We start from the raw sequence: 18310 nt of genomic DNA on the forward strand, positions 1-18310 counted from the left end.
CCTGAGCATTATGAAAAAACAAATAATACCATTTCATAACTTTTATATTATGAAAAAGGTTTCAATAGTATTGTCGTTTCTCTTCAGGTTACAGATATATAGAAGGAGACCCCAAAACTACCACCAGATATCATATTGACAATATAAAAATTGTAGGAGAGTAATATCCTTGTCAATCAAACCTCTCAAGACCTATATCTCTATTTAAGGGCCAAAATAATTTTTTTAAAATATTTTCTCAGTTTCAAATAATGAAACTACTATGCTGTATACTTGCCTTTTGGTCAGATGTAATGTGCACTACCATTACAAAAAACAGTAAATAATAGAACGTAATAGTAAGAAAACATTTCCAATCAATGATGAGCAACTCATTAATATGAATGAGGAATAGGCTGTTTAAAGTGAGGAGCGCATGATCAATGTTGAGTAGGTCGTGATTAGACATGAGGAATAGACGATTAGTCTTGAGGAAAGCTTCATCCATATTGAGGAATCTATGATCCTGTTTGAGGAATCGAAATATTGAAATTTTTATAACAATTAAATTTATTTATATGGCAAATTCAAGAAAATCAGAAGCAGAGATATTAGAACAATATCGGGTAGCATTCGAGAATGTTAAGAATCAACCTAAGATAGCTACAGAAATGGCAGAATTAGGTTATGATAGTGATAAGATAGAAGAAGGAGAACAACTACTTATCCAAACACGTAATACTTATGATTTTAACAAAAGAGAAGATGATGAAACCATAGTGGCATCTAGAGCTTTTAAACAAGAGAAAGAAACCCTGGATACAAAATTCAGAAAACATCGTAAAAAGGCAAGAGCCATATTACGCAAAAACCCAGAGATACTTAAAAAATTGGGAATGCATAGTGGTGTACCAAATGCATATACTAATTGGATAGAAACCATACGCAAATTTTATGTAGACATCGATGAGGATACATTACAAAAACTAGCATCAGTAAAGATTACTCCAGAAGATATAAGTAATGGTAAATTACAAATTCAGAAAGTCGAAAAAGGCAGAGCAGAGTATTTACGCGAAGCCGGGGAGTCTCAGGATGCTACCAAACAAAAAGATGCAGCATTTGCCAAAATGGATGACTGGATGCGAGATTTTTATGCAATCGCAAATATTGCCCTGGAAGACGAACCACAACTTATGGAAGCCTTGGGTAGAAAAAGAAAAAGCTAAACATAATTAGATCAGAACTGATAGTAACTAAAGAGTTAAAAGAAAACCATGGGCGAGATCATGATATGTATAAACCCGATGATATATTAAGATATATCTGTTTTCGCCCATTTTTGTCAATTTCTCAAAAAAACACTCAAACACCTGTTTTTAGTTAAGGTATATGACTTACAGTCAAGGGGTTAATTACCCCTTTTTTTGGTAGTCATATTTATAAATGCTATATGTAAGTGTTTATAAATCAATGTTTTATATTTATTATTTTCTTTTAAAAGGTATTTATTGTTTTTTTAAGACCCTATATTTAGATAATTTTAACATTGAAATTAATAGAGATTAAATATTTCTTTATTTGATATTACTCCACTCTAAGGGTCAGAACCCTACAATCGATAGAAGAATCATTACGACAAAACCATCAAGAAAGGAAAGAAACAAAAGTATATCTGGCGCCTAATGTAATTGTTTCAATAACTAACAGAATGATCTTATTAGCATTTGTAGGTTTCAAAAAAAATCAGCTCAGACCAATTTATAGGTAAAATAGTTAGATGTAGTTCAAAATCACACATCTCTCATTTTATCAAATTGAATGGCTGTTAATTAATATTCTTAAAACTAAAACAAATGAAAACATTGAAACGATTAGCGTTTTGCGCTATTATCGCAGGATTAATTTTGTCTTGCCAAAAAGATGAAGTTACTAGTGACATACCAGAACAAGTAACTATGCAACCAACCAAAGCACAGCTTACTAAGTTGTTTAATATGGGGGTGAATACAGATAACGTTACCATAGAAGAGGTTACTTTTTTAGATGGATCTTCATCAAAAAATCTGGTTTCGGGTGATATTAATATTCCAATAGCAGATTTAGATAAATATCCTGATCTGGATTCTGGCGAAGGTGATCATAAGCAATACAGAACTCCTAATTTGGTATCTGCACCTAATAGAAACATTAGAATTTTGGGATATACAGGAGGAAGTTTTGCATTAACTCCTAAAATGAAAACCGCTTTATCATGGGCTGTTTTTAATTATAATGTATTACCGAATACACTTAATTTTAGTCTTAGTTATGGTACGAATACCTCTGCAGCAGACATTGTAGTTTATAAAGTCGCAGGAGGAGCTGGTGGAAGTGCCGGATTTCCTACTCCAGCCGGTAAACCGTATAAATGGGTGAGAATTAACTCGGGAACTGATGCCTACAGTACCAATGTTAATGAGCATGTAATTGGTCATGAAATAGGACATTGTATTGGATTCAGACATCAGGATTGGTATAATCGCCAGAGTTGTAATTATACAGGTCCACTACCCGCAGAGTCTCCGGCTATCTGGATACCAGGAACCCCATGGTCTCCCTATGCCGATTCTATTATGCTAGCTTGTTTTGGATCTGGTGAGGATGGAGAGCTTACTCCTTCTGATAAAACAGCACTAAATATATTATACTAATAAATAGATCTCTATTAAATGCACCCCTTGATAATTATCAAGGGGTGCATTCTTATATCGTTTTGGCTTTGAAATCGCATACAAAATGTTATCCCATAAAAAGGAGCTATTGGTATATATAAAATAAAAAATGACTAGGAGGGTAGAATCAGAGTAAAGATTATAATTTTTGAAGATGTACACAAAGGAAGTTACATAGTCCAAAAGATCATTTGCATACTATTAGATAATGTTATATCTTACTGTTAGTTAGTGAATTAAAAACATCCAGTATAAAAGTACAAGGGATAATCAAAGCATGTCTTTAATACAATTTTTTGTATAATAATAAATACAAGGTTGTATATGGAGAGAGTGTTAGTAATAACAAATGATTTATTCTAAAAGTTACTTTTTATAAACGAATTTATATTTTGCATAAGCTATCTTTTCGAATACTGTTTTAAATTCTTCTAAAAGCACTTTAATCTAATATTTTATACAATACCAGTGTATTGGAACTGATATTAGCCGAAGAAACACACTAATAGTTTATCTGTGTGAATAGATTTATATGAACTTCAAAAAAACAGCAATGAAAAAAAATACTCTAATTATATTCATTCTAATTTTTGCAGGGATTAATGCTCAAGAATACAAAACCTATGAATCTCTTGATGAAGCTTTAAAAACCCCTAATCTAGTTTATGAACTGGATTTAAGTAATCAGAAGCTTACAAGACTTTCAAAATCTATAGGAAAACTCACTAATTTGCTGAGACTAAATTTAGACAATAACAAGCTTACCGACCTTCCTGAAACTATTGGTGAACTTACTAATTTAGAAGAGCTTAGTTTAAGCAGAAACAAGCTTAGGTCTCTTCCTAAAGAAATCGGAAAACTCACTAATTTAAAAGAGCTTACTTTAAGTTATAATTACCTATCAGATCTTCCTTTATCCTTTGAAAATCTTACTAATTTGACCAGGCTCAGTCTGGGGAATAATAGGTTTGATACCGTTCCGCAAATTATAGCGCAATTTTCCAACTTAACCAGGCTAGGGATAGATAAGAATCAAATTTCTAGCATTCCAGAGTTTATAAAAGAACTTACTCATCTACAGAAACTCTATTTAAATGATAATCAGATTACATTTATGCCAGAGTTTATAAGCGAAATTCTTTATTTAACAGATCTTAGTCTGAATAACAACCAACTTTCTAATCTACCAAAATCTATAGGCAAACTGACCTACTTAAAAGAACTTGATGTAGGAAAAAACAAGTTGAGTACTCTACCAGAATCGATGAATCAACTGGTGAGTATAACAGAACTCCATTTGGATAATAATAGATTTATTCGTTTTCCAGAATGTATTCCTCAACTTATGAGTTTGACATGGCTCGATTTGGGGAATAATCAACTTGATAACCTTCCTGAATCAATAGTGCAACTTATGAATCTAACCTGGTTTGATTTGAGTAATAATCAACTCGGTCATCTTCCAGACTCTACTACTGAGCTTATGAATTTGAATATGCTTGATTTAAGTGATAACAAACTTGTAAATCTTCCGGACTCTATAGGAAACCATATGAATTTGGCTGTATTGGATTTAGGCAATAATCAACTTACGCACATTCCCAAATCCGTTGGAAATTTCACAAACCTAACAAGACTAAATTTAGGGAACAATGCTCTAATTAGTTTGTCTTTACCTTTCGAGAATTTGATAAATTTAATAGAGTTGGATGTATGTAAAAACAACTTAAAAAATATCCCGACATCTATAGGTAAATTGGTTAATCTTAAAATCTTAAAAATAAATAACAATCAGATCAAAAAATTACCTGAATCAATAGCAAATCTAACCAAACTAACACAATTAGATTTAAGCAAGAATTTTATTAGTATCCTTCCAACATCTATAGGGAATTTAAAAAACTTGACTGAGCTTAACTTAGAAAGCAATCAACTTACTTTTCTTCCTTCATCAGTAGGTGCTTTTTCAAATTTGACCAAATTAAACCTGACCAAAAACAACCTTAAAAATATTCCTTCATCTATAGGTAACCTTAAAAACCTTAGAGTGTTAAAAATTAATAATAATCAACTAAAAACCCTTCCTTCATCTATAGGAAACCTTAAAAATTTAGAAGAACTTTTTTTATATGCCAATCAATTAAAAACCCTTCCTCCGTCTATAGGAAACCTTAAAAATTTAAGAGAACTTTTTATTCAGCAAAATCAACTTACTAATCTTCCGGAGTCAATAGGAGAACTCAGAAGTTTAACAGGGCTGTTTTTAAGAAAAAATCAACTTACAGACCTTCCGGGATCTCTAGAAAAACTTACGAATTTAACTTGGTTAATTTTAAGTTCCAACCAATTAGAAGAGGATAAAAAAGAAGAGCTTAAATTATTAATATCAGATTGTAAAATAGAGTTTTAGTTTTATACTGCGACATTGTGTTTATAACATCTACCTGAATTTTGTTCAGGTAGGCTATTACTTTTTTTCATATTCTTTTCTCTTTTGCTTTTGGTAAAGCGTTGTACTTTGCAAAAAAATAAATCTAATGGCTAATATAGAAATCCGTCATTTAAAACTAATTGACACTGTTGCCGAGGTAGGAAGCCTAAAAAATGCTGCAGAGAAGCTTTTTCTTACGCAATCAGCATTAAGTCATCAACTTAAAGAAATAGAGACACGCTTAGGGACTCAGATATTTTATAGAGTAAATAACCAATTGATATTTACTACTTCTGGTAAAGAATTGCGAGACGCCAGTAAAGAGATATTAGAACGCCTGGAACAAGCCGAAAATAATATTCAGGAAATAAATCAAGATAGCATTAAGGATTATATTCATGGATATTCTGAAGAAGAAACAATTCGATTAAATGATCAGGCAAATTCTATTGCAGAATTATTGCATTGCGATTCAAAATGGGTAGAAGGATCACTAATTCTGGAAGCTGGATGTGGCGTTGGAGCACAAACCAGGATTATTGCAAAAAACAATCCGGGTTCGACTTTTGTTTCTGTTGATTTATCAACTACCTCATTAAAAAAAGCAGAAGAATCAATCAAAGAGAATGATATTAAAAATGTAAGATTTAGTACTGCCGACATATTGAATTTACCCTTCAAAGACGGGCATTTTGATCATATTTTTGTTTGTTTCGTTTTAGAACATCTTTTACATCCAGAAAAGGCATTGCAAGAACTAAAAAGAGTTCTTAAACCCAAAGGAACACTTATGGTTATTGAAGGAGATCATGGTTCTGCTTATTTTTATCCGGATAGTTCTTCTGCACAAAAAGTAATACGGGCGCAAGTAACTTTACAACAACAAAAAGGTGGAAATCCTAATATTGGAAGACAATTGTATCCGATGTTGCTTGATTCTGGTTTTACAGATGTCTCGGTTTCTCCAAGAAATGTATATGTCGATGATTCAAAACCAGAACTTTTAGATGGATTTATAAAAAATACTTTTACGGCTATGATCAAAGGGGCAGGAGAAGAAGCGTTGGCAAATAAAATTATAAGCAAAGAAGAAATGAATACAGGAATAAATGATTTGTATAATACTGCCCAAGGAGGGGGAACCTTTTGTTATACTTTTTTTAAAGGGGTAGCCGTTAAGGGGTAGTATTTTTTATATAAGATCAAAATGGTACTATCTAAAATTATAGTCTTGGCGCTAAACAAGAGTTGAATCCAAAATCCTTCATAGCGGATTTGTTTATGTGTTTTATCTCAACTCTTGTGCGCCTACTTTAAATTCTAAAAAACATAGTCCATTATGTATCTTTGTTAGTAAGATATAATGCTATAAGATATGAAAAACAAGAATAGTAAAGAACAAGCTAATAACCCATTGCATGGTATTAAACTGGTAGATATTTTAGAATATCTGGTAGCACAATATGGTTGGGATGAGTTAGGCGCTAGAATTAATATTCGGTGTTTTAACAACGATCCTTCAATTAAATCCAGTCTTAAGTTCTTAAGAAGAACTCCATGGGCAAGAGATAAAGTAGAGAAACTATATCTTAAGTCTATTTAGGTATTAAAAAACAATAAATATGAGATTTTCTTAAAGCTGAATTTGTCCAAGTTTTAATACTACAAAATACTATTATTAGACTTTAACAGGTTCTGATATAAAGCATGGTTTTTACTATATTTTTAGCTCTTTTTTTAGTACCCTAGTTTATTTAATATAGTGTGAGAACTTTTTTTTAAAAGCAAATGTCTTTCTACTTTGGTTCTTGAATCAAGATGATCATAAGATTTAAGGGAAAACCGAAAACCTTAACAAAGAGTAGGTAATTAAAACATACTATTATGCTTGATAACATTTTAAATTTTGAAGGAACAGTAATTCTAAAAAGAGAAACTCAAAAATCAATTCACGGTGGTACCCATGGATGTCAAAATGAACCTCGTAAATGTTTCAGTGACAGTGATTGTTGTTCTGGAATATGTGGTATTGAAAGGCATATAAATGGTAGGCTCGTTGTGTTATCCGTATGTGCCGCATAAAATTATATCATAACTCCTAAAGAAAAAACTTCTATAGGAGGTTGAGCTATACATTATAGTTGTAACACTTTTTGATTCGCAATGATTGAAAACGTTGGTGTTTAATATAAGTAATAGTAAATAAGAACGCCTTACATAAGTTATAAAACTAATAAACACCAACAAATCCTAATTCCTATTACTCAATAGTATTATTGGTTTGTTGGTGTTTGTTTATTAATGTATTTCAAGACTTGCTTTAAAAAGCTTCTTTCTGTATTTGTTAATTTTTCATAACCTTTTTGGTTATATTTAGTTTTCCACTAACATCAAAGGCTTTTACGATATAAAACCCTTTAGGATAATTATTCATGTCGATAGATAGCTTAGATTGACCGGTATTAAGTCGTATCGTTTGGGTATATATTGTTTTACCTGTTACATCTGTGATGATAACATCTACATCGGTTTGTGTAAAAGAGCTAAACGCTACAGACAATTGATCTTTTACGGGATTAGGAGCGACTACGACATTTACTTCTTCCAAACCAAAGTCTTCGGTAAGTAATTCACTTTCTAAAGCCGTTGGATTTTCGGCATAAACGATATTGTTTTTGGTAGCACCGATGCGTTCACCATTTTCAAGACACATAATCGCATCCAGATCATAACCATCGGCAAACCAAGGGAAAATAGTTTTGTCACTAGTATCTACAACTTTGATATATTTTGCCGATCGTAGATTACCAGTAGCAAGATCAAATTCTCCATCCTGACAGGTGGTACCTAAAGAAACAAAATCAATACCATCTTGTGATGCGAATATCTCTGCTGTTTCTGGATAATAATTACATGGGATATTGTCAAAGAAACCGGTAGATTCGAATACAGCAAATTCATTAGCATCTGTATTATCAAAAATTTCATTGTTTAACTCTATTGTAATCGACCCACCAAAACCTAAACTCACAAAGTTAAGATATCTTCTTTCTCCAGGGCTTCCTAAAGCACGACTGGGGTTGCTTCTATACCGTCGTATTCTTCTACCATCTTGTCTTTTTCCCTGATTAAAAGAAATGACAGATGCACCTGTACACTCATTATCCACATATTCTGGTTCTAATAAGAATCGAGCAGAAACAGGTAAATGATCTGATGTGGTAAATGCATAATCATTATCATAGACTTCATAATGAACACTTACAGAATTTTCTATATAAGCATCATTAAGTTCATTGGTGATTGCAATATGATCAATCATATTTTCTCTAAAAACAAAAGATCGAAATCCTGCTTCGCTTAATGCAGAAGAAACAATATTATAATTTATTGAGTCATTTACATATTCCTGAAAACTAGAGATTGTAGATGGGATATCGGCTACCGTTTCATCAACATCATCATTGTAATCCCCAAGTAGAATAACCTTATTATTGGCAAAATTGACATCTAGTGAATCTTTTAATACTTCGACATCATACTTTCGCATATCATATCGATTCTGAGGATCGTTACTACTATTGGCTCTGGCATGAAGTGCGATCATATCAATACGTTCAGTAACCCCATTTATAGTAACATCTGCTGTCATTAAAAACGGTAATCTTCCGCTGGCGTAGAACCGGTCGGTATCACTAGGGTAGTCAACTAGTGCAGAAGCATCACCACCGTTATATAACGGATGGATAGAAGTAAACATAGCTCTTGTTTCTACTACAGAAACAGTTTCTGTATTATAAATAAATCCTACTTTTTGTGATACTCCTCCAGAACCAGGACGAGAAACGGCATCAGATAGAATATACTCATACCCAGGTAGCAGATCAACCAATTCTGCAAACAAGGTATCATCTGCTATTTCTTCTACCGCATATACATCTGCATTTAATTTTTGAAGAACTGTAGCGGTGCTGTCTCTTTGTATAGCGTCAGATAAAGGGTTTTGACCTACAGGCGAGTTATTTTCATCACCAAACCATTCTATATTCCATGCTACTACATCAAAGGTATCTTCTTTAGGAACCCCAATAGTATCTCCTGGTGGAATAAACTCTACGGCGCAAGGAATATCTGATTCCTGTCTTGGTAACAGTTGAAAAAACTCTCTAAAACGACCTATAACACCGATTACTTCAGGGCAGGTAACAGGTTGTGCCTTCCCTACGATTGAAGCTACATCATTATCTATTCGTAATTGCCCACTTCCGTTGGTATCGGTTAGCGTAAAATTAGAATTTCCGAATAATATATCTCCTGGGTTGGGGAATGTTGTATTGAGTACACGAACCAATTCGCCAGGGTGATCAGCAAGTTCTGCAAGAGTGATATCTATTGGAGTAATAGGATTCTGAGGAAGTCCATTATGTATCACCTCTGCTACAGAACTGATCTGAATTTGATCATTAAAAGCGGCTCTTATCCCAGTTATGGTAATAGAATCCCCTATTTTTAAACTTGCATTAGCATGAACCTGCTCGTCAAAAACAGCAATACCTCCTGTGGCATCCTGTATAAATGCGGGTCCTCTAAAATTATCAGTAGCCGTTAATACCCCTGCAATAGTTACCGGTGTTCCTTCTGCAATGGCTCTGGCTTCTGCAATACTAATAGGATCACCTGGGGTTACAATAACACCATCATTATCAGTTCCAGGAGTAGGAGCCTTGGCAACATAGGTAGAAGTATTACGTGCCCCCCCCTGTCCATTAGGAGCTCGTTGTAATGATTCGCTGTCTTTGTTTCCGTTTGTATTTTCATTTACCTGTGGCTGATCAGTATTCAATAGCACCAATAGCTCTACATCATCTGCATCGTCTGTGTCATATACAATAGCATCGATTATATTATCTGTGGTAACTGCAGTCCCATTAGGAAAACTTGTAGCATCACCAAAATATAGTGCTACAGCATCAGCACCATTCTGAAATGTGTTTCCAGGAACCACAATATCTACATTGGCAACAGCAGCATTACCAATCACAAAATATCCTTCGGCATTGGTAGAAAACCCATCTAAGTCAATGGCATTGTAACTGGTATTATTACTTCCATTATAATTTACCAATACATACCCATTGAGAGAGGTATTTCCTGTACCACCGTCATACAATTCTACAAACTCTAATGCATCAGAACCCTGAGTATCGGCATCGAGTTCATTAATAATAAGGTTTACTATTTCGGTAGCATTGGTATTCGGGTTTCCTGGTGTTGGTATTGCCTGTGTATAGGTTGAGGTATTTCTTAGTCCTCCTGATCCATTAGGAAAACGTTGTAACGAATGAAAGTTTTTATCATTATTTCCATCTTCATTAACTTGTGGTTCACCACTATTTAATAACACTAGTAGCTCTAGATCGTCACTATCATTAGTGTCATATACAATAGCATCTATTAAGTTATCTATAGTAACCGCACTTCCGCTAGGAAAATTAGAAGCTTCCGTTTTGTATAGCGCTACGGCGTCTGCACCATTTTGCAATCCATTGCCAGGAAAAGTAATTCCTACATTAGCAACATCTGCGTTACCGATAACAAAATACCCATTAGCATTTGTGGTAGCACCTGTTAAATCATAAGTGGCATAACTCTGATTGTTTGATCCATTAAAAAACACAAGTATGTGCCCGTCTAAAGTAGTATTTCCTGCACCGCCATCAAAGAGTTCTACAAATTCTAAAACATCTGACCCATCGGTATCTGCATCAATCTCATTGATGACTAGCGTAGCTGGTGGATCAACATCATCGATTACTACATTTTCGCGATTAGGTGTATTTACAGCTTCTCCTGGGTCGGCTACTACGGCAGGAAAACTAGGCAATCCACTTCCATCAAAATCATTTCTGATCCAATCATCTGTAGTATTTGAATCCTGACCATTAGGGAATCTGGATGCGCCTCCTACCGTAAATGAGCTTCCATCAAACGATTGTAATAAAGTAACAGTAGCATAGTTGTGATCTGATGCTCCGCCATCATTAACACCGATATCATCGATACGTTCTTCCCAAGGAGTTAGATCGAGAGTTCCGTCATCATTGCTATCCAGGTCTTGCCCCAGTGTTCCTGTAAAATTTTTCACCAAAAGAAGAGCCACTGTTCCGTTTTCAAAGACATTACTACCAAATGAAGTAGAGAAATATCCATTACTATCTGTGGTACCTAGTTGTATTACTTCATCAATTACACCAGCGGCATTACTATCTCCTTCAATTTCCAATAACCAGTATTCACTTAGATCAGTTTCGGTTCCTGCCAGAATTTCTACAAACTCATCGGTATCAGATCCGGTATGATTCATAACAAACTCATTTATTAGTGGTATGATAACCGGTGTTCCAAAAGTTTGATTGGTATTTACCGCACCATAAGTGTTGGTGTTGGTAGCTTCCCAGATAAAATCTGTTGCTAATGTTCCTGCACCTGATAATTGTAAAGAGGCACCAACCGGAGTACTGTTGGATTCTGATACACCAATATCGCTACTTGTCATTCCTGAAGCAGGACCATCGACTGCTGTAATTATTCCTTCGTAACTGATAAATTGGATAACCGTATTATTGTTATCGACTAATGCGATACCATCGGGAGCACCATTTTGTAATCCGTTGGTCGGAAGAATTTCCACTACGGAGCCATAACCATTTTGTTGGTCGGTAATTGTTCCTGAAATAGATATGGTATTATACACAGAACTATTCGATCCGTTATATAAAACTATGCTCCAACCAGAAAGATCTGTTCCTGCTGTTCCTGCGATTTCTATCGCTTCATTTACATCTGTACTTGAATTGTCGTAGTGTATCTCATTAATAAATACAGATTGCGTAAATCCATTTTGCGTCCCCAAAAAAAGGCAAGAGATAGCTAATGGAATTAAGAGTAATTTTAATTTCATGACTATTTGTTATTTGTGTGATTTTTTGCGGAATACAAGTTATAGCATTAGAATGACTATAATTGCACAGATATGTTAAAAAAAGTTTAATTATTGCTGCTTTTTCAATTTTTACACTCTAAATGGTACAATTATTTATTAAAATAATCATAACGTACTTGTAAAATATGGATTTGCCATTTTTGGTAATAAGAAGTCTAATCGGGAGAGAACTTGAAGATTAACCTTTTATTTATTACGGCTTTCCATTCGTCTACATGTTTTATTCCATTGGACGATAGAAACCTTCCATTGATCTAATTCTTCTCATAACAGTAGTGTGTTTACTATACTTTTATCACATGGTTTAAGTAAACACATTGTTGTCAATATAAAAAGAGAGGTTACACCGGGCTATTGCCCATCTCAATAAAGTTGCAATTACATATTAGTTTTCGTTTAAATTACCCCTAACAATAACTATTAAGCTCAAAGCCGAAGTACACAAGATTTATGACTGTAGTACTTCGGCTTTTGTGTTTTGGAGGTTTGAAAACCGATGACCGGTGACCGGGAGTGAGGGTCAAGGTCGGAATCTGGATGTGTCAAACTACAAGCTTTTTTTGGTGAAAAATTGATGTTCTACTACCTATCAAAAAAAGAACAAGCTCTTTTGCAAGAACCTGCTCTTTGAGTAAATGATCAAAATCCAGTACTATTTTTTAATTATTAACAGTAACTTTTTTCCAGGATTTGCTATAATAGGTATTGGTATTTTTATTATACATCTGGAAACCGATTCTCCATGTAGCAGTATTATTATTTCCATATTTAGGAAACTTGGCCGTCACCGTACTGGGTTGATTTAAATAGGACTGCTTATGAACCCAGTTTCCATTGGAGTTACGTACCTGAAAACGTACTTTAAATCGTCTTAAATGACTAGGCACTGCATTGAGCTCGGCTTGGGATAAAAAATAACTGTACGTTGCGTTTTGATACGCATTAACGTTTGAGGATCCATAAATCCCAGGAAGATATCCAGCAGAAATAACTAGTTTGGATTCAGGGTTTTCTACAATTTCTACATTGGTCTTTTCCAAAGATAATGTTTCGTCAGCTTCTGTAAGGTCAGATGTACTACAGGAAAAAAATAATATTCCTACAGACAAAAGAACTAGCTTTTTAAAATTTTGTGTTTTCATATTTAAAGTTATTGGTTTGTTTGGCGAATATAGAAGGATGCCAAAACAGAAAAGTCCGAATATTTTGAATTTCAAAATATTCGGACTTTTTTAGGTTCTTTTACCTATTTTATGAGGGGTAAAAGACCTTTTTGCTACGCGAGAAATAACTTTTATAGATTATGTCTTAACCGTATATATACAGGAAAATGGTCACTATATCCACCTTTATATTTTCTACCAGCATAGGTTCTAAAAGGGGTGCCTTTATACCGACCCTTATAGATTTTTAAAAAGTCTTTGTCAAATATTGAGGCATCAGAAAAACAATGTTTGCCCGATTCGTACTTATGAAAATTATTGCTAAAGACAATTTGATCAAATAAATTCCATTGACTTTTATAACTGGCACTACCTCTATATCTGGTAAGTAATTTTTCCATTGGATTAAAAAGATCCTGTTGTACCAGATGTTTTTTTACGCTTTCGCTAGATGGATCATCATTAAAATCCCCCATAATCACAATTTTTGCATCAGGGTTTTCATTGGTGATCTGATTTATAATTTCGCGATTCCTTTCTGCGGCGGTAACACGTTTATAAGCTGTTAACTCTGCTCCATCTCTTCTAGAGGGCCAATGATTTATTAATATGTGAATCTCTTCATTATTTAATTTTCCTGTAACCCATAAAATATCACGTGTATAATCCCTCTCGCCATTATCATTGTCAACCAAAAGCTGAACGCTTTTTGAATTAATAACCTCAAAAAATTGTTTTTGATAAAGCAACGCCACGTCTATACCACGTTCGTCAGGAGAATCATAATGCACAATACCATACTCTTTTTGCTTTAGATGTTTAGAATCAATCAGATCTTCGAGAACATTTTTGTTTTCTACCTCGGCGACACCGACCAATACAGGAGCTTTTCTTGATTTTGAAAATCCAATATTAGAAATGGCCGTACCCAGCTTGAATATTTTTTTCTCATACCGTTTGCGATTCCATCGCTTTTCAGAATTTGGCAGAAAATCGTTATCTAAGGTATTAGGATCATCTTTGGTGTCAAAAAGGTTTTCGAGGTTATAAAATGCTACTGTATAATGATTTGTTTTCTTTTTAGTAAAGTAAATTTTTTTGGCCATAGCATTTAATTTTATAGGATATCCGCTATCATATAAGTTTCAGAGTGTATGATACTATTTTAATTTTAAAATAGCACCAATAAACTGTTTCTTTTCATTTATTCTTTGTCAAAAAACTTAAGTATAGCTTCAGATATGCTTAGATTTTTTGCTTGAATACTAAAAAAACGAATTCAATTTTTAGGCGTGCGATTTCAAAATTAAAATAGTATAATTATCGTACTTTTGTAGCTCTGTTTACAGATGCAATATAATAAATTAAGATATAGAAGATTAGGTAGCTAATGTTAGAAAGGAAAGAAGTAGCATACGAGAAGACTGTTTTGATAGGGATTGTAACCAAAAATCAGGATGAAGAAAAGCTTGATGAGTTTTTGGATGAATTAGAGTTTCTTACCTATACTGCAGGAGGAGAAGTAGTAAAGCGATTTACTCAAAAGATGGACATGCCAAATTCTAAGACCTTTATAGGAACGGGTAAGATGGAGGATGTACGAATTTATGTAGAGCAAAATGATATCGGAACCGTAGTTTTTGATGATGAATTGTCGCCAGGACAATTGCGTAATATAGAGCGTATTCTAAAAGCTAAAATCATTGATCGAACAAATTTGATTCTTGATATATTTGCGCAGCGAGCACAAACCAGTTATGCCAGAACTCAGGTAGAACTGGCTCAATATCAATATTTATTACCTAGGTTAACAGGGTTGTGGACTCACTTAGAGAGACAACGAGGAGGTATAGGGATGCGTGGTCCTGGAGAAACCGAAATTGAAACTGACCGTCGAATCGTTAGAGATCGTATTTCTTTACTTAAGAAGAAACTTCTTACTATAGACAAACAAATGGCAACCCAACGAGGTAATCGAGGTAAATTAGTAAGAGTTGCTCTGGTAGGATATACCAATGTGGGTAAATCTACATTAATGAATGTGGTTGCCAAAAGTGAAGTTTTTGCAGAGAACAAGCTTTTTGCAACTCTAGATACCACTGTAAGAAAAGTAGTGGTAGGTAATCTTCCGTTTTTGCTTAGTGATACGGTTGGTTTTATTAGAAAACTTCCTACTCAACTAGTAGAAAGCTTTAAAAGTACCTTAGATGAAGTACGAGAAGCAGATCTATTGTTACATGTAGTTGATATCTCTCACCCTCAATTTGAAGACCATATAGAATCAGTAAACAGAATACTCGAAGAAATTGATTGCAGAGATAAGCCCACCATTATGGTATTTAATAAAATTGATGCGTATAAACATGAGATAATTGATGCTGATGATTTGGTGACAGAAAAAACTAAAGCACACTATACACTTGATGAATGGAAACAAACCTGGATGAGTAGAATAGGAGATAATGCATTGTTTATTTCTGCCATAAACAAAGAAAATATTGACGATTTTAGAAAACGAGTATACAAAGAAGTAAGAGAGATACATGTAACTCGTTTTCCGTATAATAACTTTTTATATCCCGAGATTGTCGAAGAATAGGTTTAAAACTCGTGTTTGAGTCCTAGTCCAATTACTTCACGTATCTGAAATCCACTGGTAGCATTGTCATCATAGATTGATTGAAAGGCGAAACTACCAGTGATATACTTATTGACTTGCAAATTAACATTTAACGTATAATCAATATCTATGTTTTCTGGATCCTCAATATAGTTAGAGTATAAGTTTAAGATTTGTTCTAGTGAGATGTTTTTTGCTACATTATATTTGGCATATGCCGCCAATGACCCTCCAAATTCAAAACGAGAACTCTCCCCTGTATCAACCCCAAAATAATCTCCATCTTTATAGTCTGGTATATTGGTAAATTCTTTGTCAACAAATATCATACGAGAGGTAACAGGTGCAATATTGAGGTGTAAATTATCCCTTTTTTTCCATAACAATCCAGGACCAATCTGTACAAAGGCCGGAGAAAAGAAATGTGTCTCCTCTGTACGAATAGTCTCTTCGGTATCTGGATCTTTGGTAAACCGATACCCTTTATCAAATTGAGACCTGAAGTTGGTAAATAAAGAATAATTCCAAAGACTCTTGCCTATTTTTTGTCCTAACCTAGAATTAAACTCAACCCGATCACTGGTCTTACGGGCAAAATCTTCATCCTTTAAAAAAGTAAGACCATAATCTGCGATAATTTTATTATCCCAGGTTAAGCTATTTTTTTTATAGTTAAACTCATAGTTTAATGTAGTGTTCCCTGCAACATTAGAGGTTCCTCCCCCTTGCCAGTCAAAATTAAAAGCAGATTGATTAAAGAGCATAGAAAAATTAGCCTTATCCTTCCAGCCAATATGCTCCTCTTTTGGCTTTTTTGGAGTAATCTCTTTTAGCTTTTGCTTTAAAACAATAATATTTAGATCGTTTGTTGTATTTTTTAAAATACTATCCAGAGATCGTTTTAAATTTACCTGAATCGAATCCAGGTTTTTTGTTTTCTTTTCTTCTTGCCCCGAAGTTTTGGTTATTAAAAAAAATAGTGAAATAATTAAAAAAAATACTCTCATATGTGGTTATATTACAGGGTTGTAACAAATACACACATGCGCAAAGCAAGTATAGACCTATGATATTTCTATCAAAAACAAGTTGCAGAAAATTACTTCTTCAATAGTTTTATACTGGTTTTGTTTGTATTTACCGATCTATTAACATAGATACTTCAACCCCCTATTATTTGGTAATTACATACTATATTAACGTTAACTGTAGGTTAATGTGTCAAAAATAGATAAAAAGAAAAGGTGTTTAAGATATTTTTGGAATAAAGTTAGTGTCTCGGCATTTATCAAAAACTATACGGTAACACGTAGAAATCTTACTTAAATATTTTACTGTTAATTAGAATTGAAACATACCATGAGATATACAAGATTAGCAATTATAGTAACCTTTTTTCTAAGTATTTACAAACTGTCTTTTGCTCAGTGCGATAAGGATTTGAATATGTATCAACATCATTCTATTGAATTGGAAAATGATACAATACGGTATCATACCTACTCTAAGCAAAGTTTTGATTCTCTAACGACTATACTGCTTTATATTCAAGGCTCTAAAGCATATTCTTTATATCAGGCAAAAAGAGAAAATGGAAAATTATGGATAGGAACCACAGTACCTATAAAGCTTAAAAGCATTCCAGAGAATTATCTTTTCGTGTTGATTTCAAAAAAAGACATACCTTTTTGTACCGTTTTGGATGAAGATATCCCTATTTCTGAGTTATATTATAAAAACCAAACGCTTGGGTATAGAACATTTCAGGTAGATCAAGTAGTTAATGATTTAATGAGAAAACATAAAAATCACTTCAAAAAAATTATTGCTTTGGGGCATTCTGAAGGAAGTGATGTCGTTGCTAAATTGGGGACAATAAATACAGATATAACTCATTTTGGCTATTGGTCTGGAGGAGGATATACTCAATTCCTTGATTTTGTAACTTTTATTAGAAAAAAAGTGGATACAAAACAGTTAAGCGAAGAGGAGGCACAGGCTAAAATAGACACTCTTTTCTATGATCTAAAGGATATAATGGCAAATCCTAATGCAATAGATAAATTTTGGAAAGGAAAAAACAATAGCTACAATAGATGGAGTCATTTTTGTGAACCTCCTATTGATAATTTATTAAAGATTAACAAACCAATATTTGTAGCTATCGGAACAAAAGACCGATCGGTACCAATAGAGTCAGCCTATTTAATACCCATAGAATTTATTAGGCATAAAAAGGATAATTTGACATTTAAGGCTTACCCAAATCTTGATCATGGATTTGGAAAAGAAATTGTGAAGGGAAAGTTTGAAGAGCATTTTAATGATGTTTTTGATGACTTTTTAAAGTGGGTAAATAAAGAATAAAATAGTTAGGCATTTAATCTTCAGTGAAAAAAT

General features: G+C 33.6%; 12 protein-coding genes. 8 read left to right on the forward strand and 4 right to left on the reverse strand.

From position 1 onward, the window contains the following. The first annotated feature begins 557 nt into the window (after positions 1-557). The 6 genes from C1X07_RS06145 (at position 558) to C1X07_RS24760 (ending at position 7206) form a co-directional block, all read left to right on the forward strand. The gene (locus C1X07_RS06145; RefSeq protein ID WP_103069107.1) at positions 558-1208 is read left to right on the forward strand and encodes a hypothetical protein; all 651 of its coding nucleotides are present in this window, start codon (positions 558-560) and stop codon (positions 1206-1208) included. Positions 1209-1835: 627 nt separating this feature from the next. Next, complete coding sequence (locus C1X07_RS06150; protein ID WP_103069108.1) at positions 1836-2672, forward strand: M57 family metalloprotease; 837 nt, start codon at positions 1836-1838, stop codon at positions 2670-2672. Positions 2673-3246: 574 nt separating this feature from the next. Next, positions 3247-5103 (forward strand): leucine-rich repeat domain-containing protein, encoded by a 1857-nt coding sequence (locus C1X07_RS06155; protein WP_164914105.1) that lies wholly within the window; start codon positions 3247-3249, stop codon positions 5101-5103. A 127-nt stretch (positions 5104-5230) separates the two neighbouring features. Further along, positions 5231-6310 (forward strand): methyltransferase domain-containing protein, encoded by a 1080-nt coding sequence (locus C1X07_RS06160; protein WP_103069110.1) that lies wholly within the window; start codon positions 5231-5233, stop codon positions 6308-6310. A 189-nt stretch (positions 6311-6499) separates the two neighbouring features. After that, positions 6500-6727 (forward strand): VF530 family protein, encoded by a 228-nt coding sequence (locus tag C1X07_RS06165; RefSeq protein ID WP_103069111.1) that lies wholly within the window; start codon positions 6500-6502, stop codon positions 6725-6727. Between the two features lie 281 nt (positions 6728-7008). Next, a complete protein-coding gene (locus C1X07_RS24760; protein WP_128755207.1) occupies positions 7009-7206 on the forward strand; it encodes a hypothetical protein in 198 nt (65 codons plus the stop codon). A 262-nt stretch (positions 7207-7468) separates the two neighbouring features. On the opposite strand, the gene C1X07_RS06170 is transcribed toward C1X07_RS24760, so the two are convergent. The 3 genes from C1X07_RS06170 to C1X07_RS06180 all read right to left on the reverse strand — a co-directional run bounded on the left by C1X07_RS06170 (position 7469) and on the right by C1X07_RS06180 (position 14396). Then, on the reverse strand, positions 7469-12085 hold the full coding sequence (locus C1X07_RS06170) for a T9SS type A sorting domain-containing protein (protein ID WP_103069112.1): 4617 nt from the start codon (positions 12083-12085) through the stop codon (positions 7469-7471). Between the two features lie 701 nt (positions 12086-12786). Continuing rightward, on the reverse strand, positions 12787-13269 hold the full coding sequence (locus tag C1X07_RS06175) for a hypothetical protein (protein WP_103069113.1): 483 nt from the start codon (positions 13267-13269) through the stop codon (positions 12787-12789). A 152-nt stretch (positions 13270-13421) separates the two neighbouring features. Beyond that, a complete protein-coding gene (locus tag C1X07_RS06180; protein ID WP_103069114.1) occupies positions 13422-14396 on the reverse strand; it encodes an endonuclease/exonuclease/phosphatase family protein in 975 nt (324 codons plus the stop codon). A gap of 284 nt (positions 14397-14680) precedes the next feature. On the opposite strand from C1X07_RS06180, the gene hflX reads away from it, so the two are divergent. Further along, the gene (hflX, locus tag C1X07_RS06185) at positions 14681-15889 is read left to right on the forward strand and encodes a GTPase HflX (RefSeq protein ID WP_103069115.1); all 1209 of its coding nucleotides are present in this window, start codon (positions 14681-14683) and stop codon (positions 15887-15889) included. A gap of 2 nt (positions 15890-15891) precedes the next feature. Here hflX and C1X07_RS06190 read toward each other — a convergent pair whose 3' ends face one another. After that, entirely contained in the window at positions 15892-16917 is a 1026-nt protein-coding gene (locus tag C1X07_RS06190) for a DUF3078 domain-containing protein (RefSeq protein WP_241507203.1), read from the reverse strand. 352 nt (positions 16918-17269) lie between these two features. On the opposite strand from C1X07_RS06190, the gene C1X07_RS06195 reads away from it, so the two are divergent. Further along, the gene (locus C1X07_RS06195) at positions 17270-18277 is read left to right on the forward strand and encodes an alpha/beta hydrolase family protein (RefSeq protein ID WP_103069116.1); all 1008 of its coding nucleotides are present in this window, start codon (positions 17270-17272) and stop codon (positions 18275-18277) included. Positions 18278-18310: the final 33 nt, after the last annotated feature.

The organism is Aquimarina sediminis, from assembly GCF_002895435.1.
Taxonomy (GTDB): domain Bacteria; phylum Bacteroidota; class Bacteroidia; order Flavobacteriales; family Flavobacteriaceae; genus Aquimarina; species Aquimarina sediminis.

What these genes read in the sequence shown, in the direction of transcription:
- C1X07_RS24760 (WP_128755207.1), top strand. Translation starts at nt 7,009, where the DNA reads ATGCTTGATAACATTTTAAATTTTGAAGGAACAGTAATTCTAAAAAGA.
- hflX (WP_103069115.1), top strand. Translation starts at nt 14,681, where the DNA reads ATGTTAGAAAGGAAAGAAGTAGCATACGAGAAGACTGTTTTGATAGGG.
- C1X07_RS06195 (WP_103069116.1), top strand. Translation starts at nt 17,270, where the DNA reads ATGAGATATACAAGATTAGCAATTATAGTAACCTTTTTTCTAAGTATT.
- C1X07_RS06170 (WP_103069112.1), bottom strand. Translation starts at nt 12,085, where the DNA reads ATGAAATTAAAATTACTCTTAATTCCATTAGCTATCTCTTGCCTTTTT.
- C1X07_RS06160 (WP_103069110.1), top strand. Translation starts at nt 5,231, where the DNA reads ATGGCTAATATAGAAATCCGTCATTTAAAACTAATTGACACTGTTGCC.
- C1X07_RS06190 (WP_241507203.1), bottom strand. Translation starts at nt 16,917, where the DNA reads ATGAGAGTATTTTTTTTAATTATTTCACTATTTTTTTTAATAACCAAA.
- C1X07_RS06175 (WP_103069113.1), bottom strand. Translation starts at nt 13,269, where the DNA reads ATGAAAACACAAAATTTTAAAAAGCTAGTTCTTTTGTCTGTAGGAATA.
- C1X07_RS06165 (WP_103069111.1), top strand. Translation starts at nt 6,500, where the DNA reads ATGAAAAACAAGAATAGTAAAGAACAAGCTAATAACCCATTGCATGGT.
- C1X07_RS06180 (WP_103069114.1), bottom strand. Translation starts at nt 14,396, where the DNA reads ATGGCCAAAAAAATTTACTTTACTAAAAAGAAAACAAATCATTATACA.
- C1X07_RS06150 (WP_103069108.1), top strand. Translation starts at nt 1,836, where the DNA reads ATGAAAACATTGAAACGATTAGCGTTTTGCGCTATTATCGCAGGATTA.
- C1X07_RS06155 (WP_164914105.1), top strand. Translation starts at nt 3,247, where the DNA reads ATGAAAAAAAATACTCTAATTATATTCATTCTAATTTTTGCAGGGATT.
- C1X07_RS06145 (WP_103069107.1), top strand. Translation starts at nt 558, where the DNA reads ATGGCAAATTCAAGAAAATCAGAAGCAGAGATATTAGAACAATATCGG.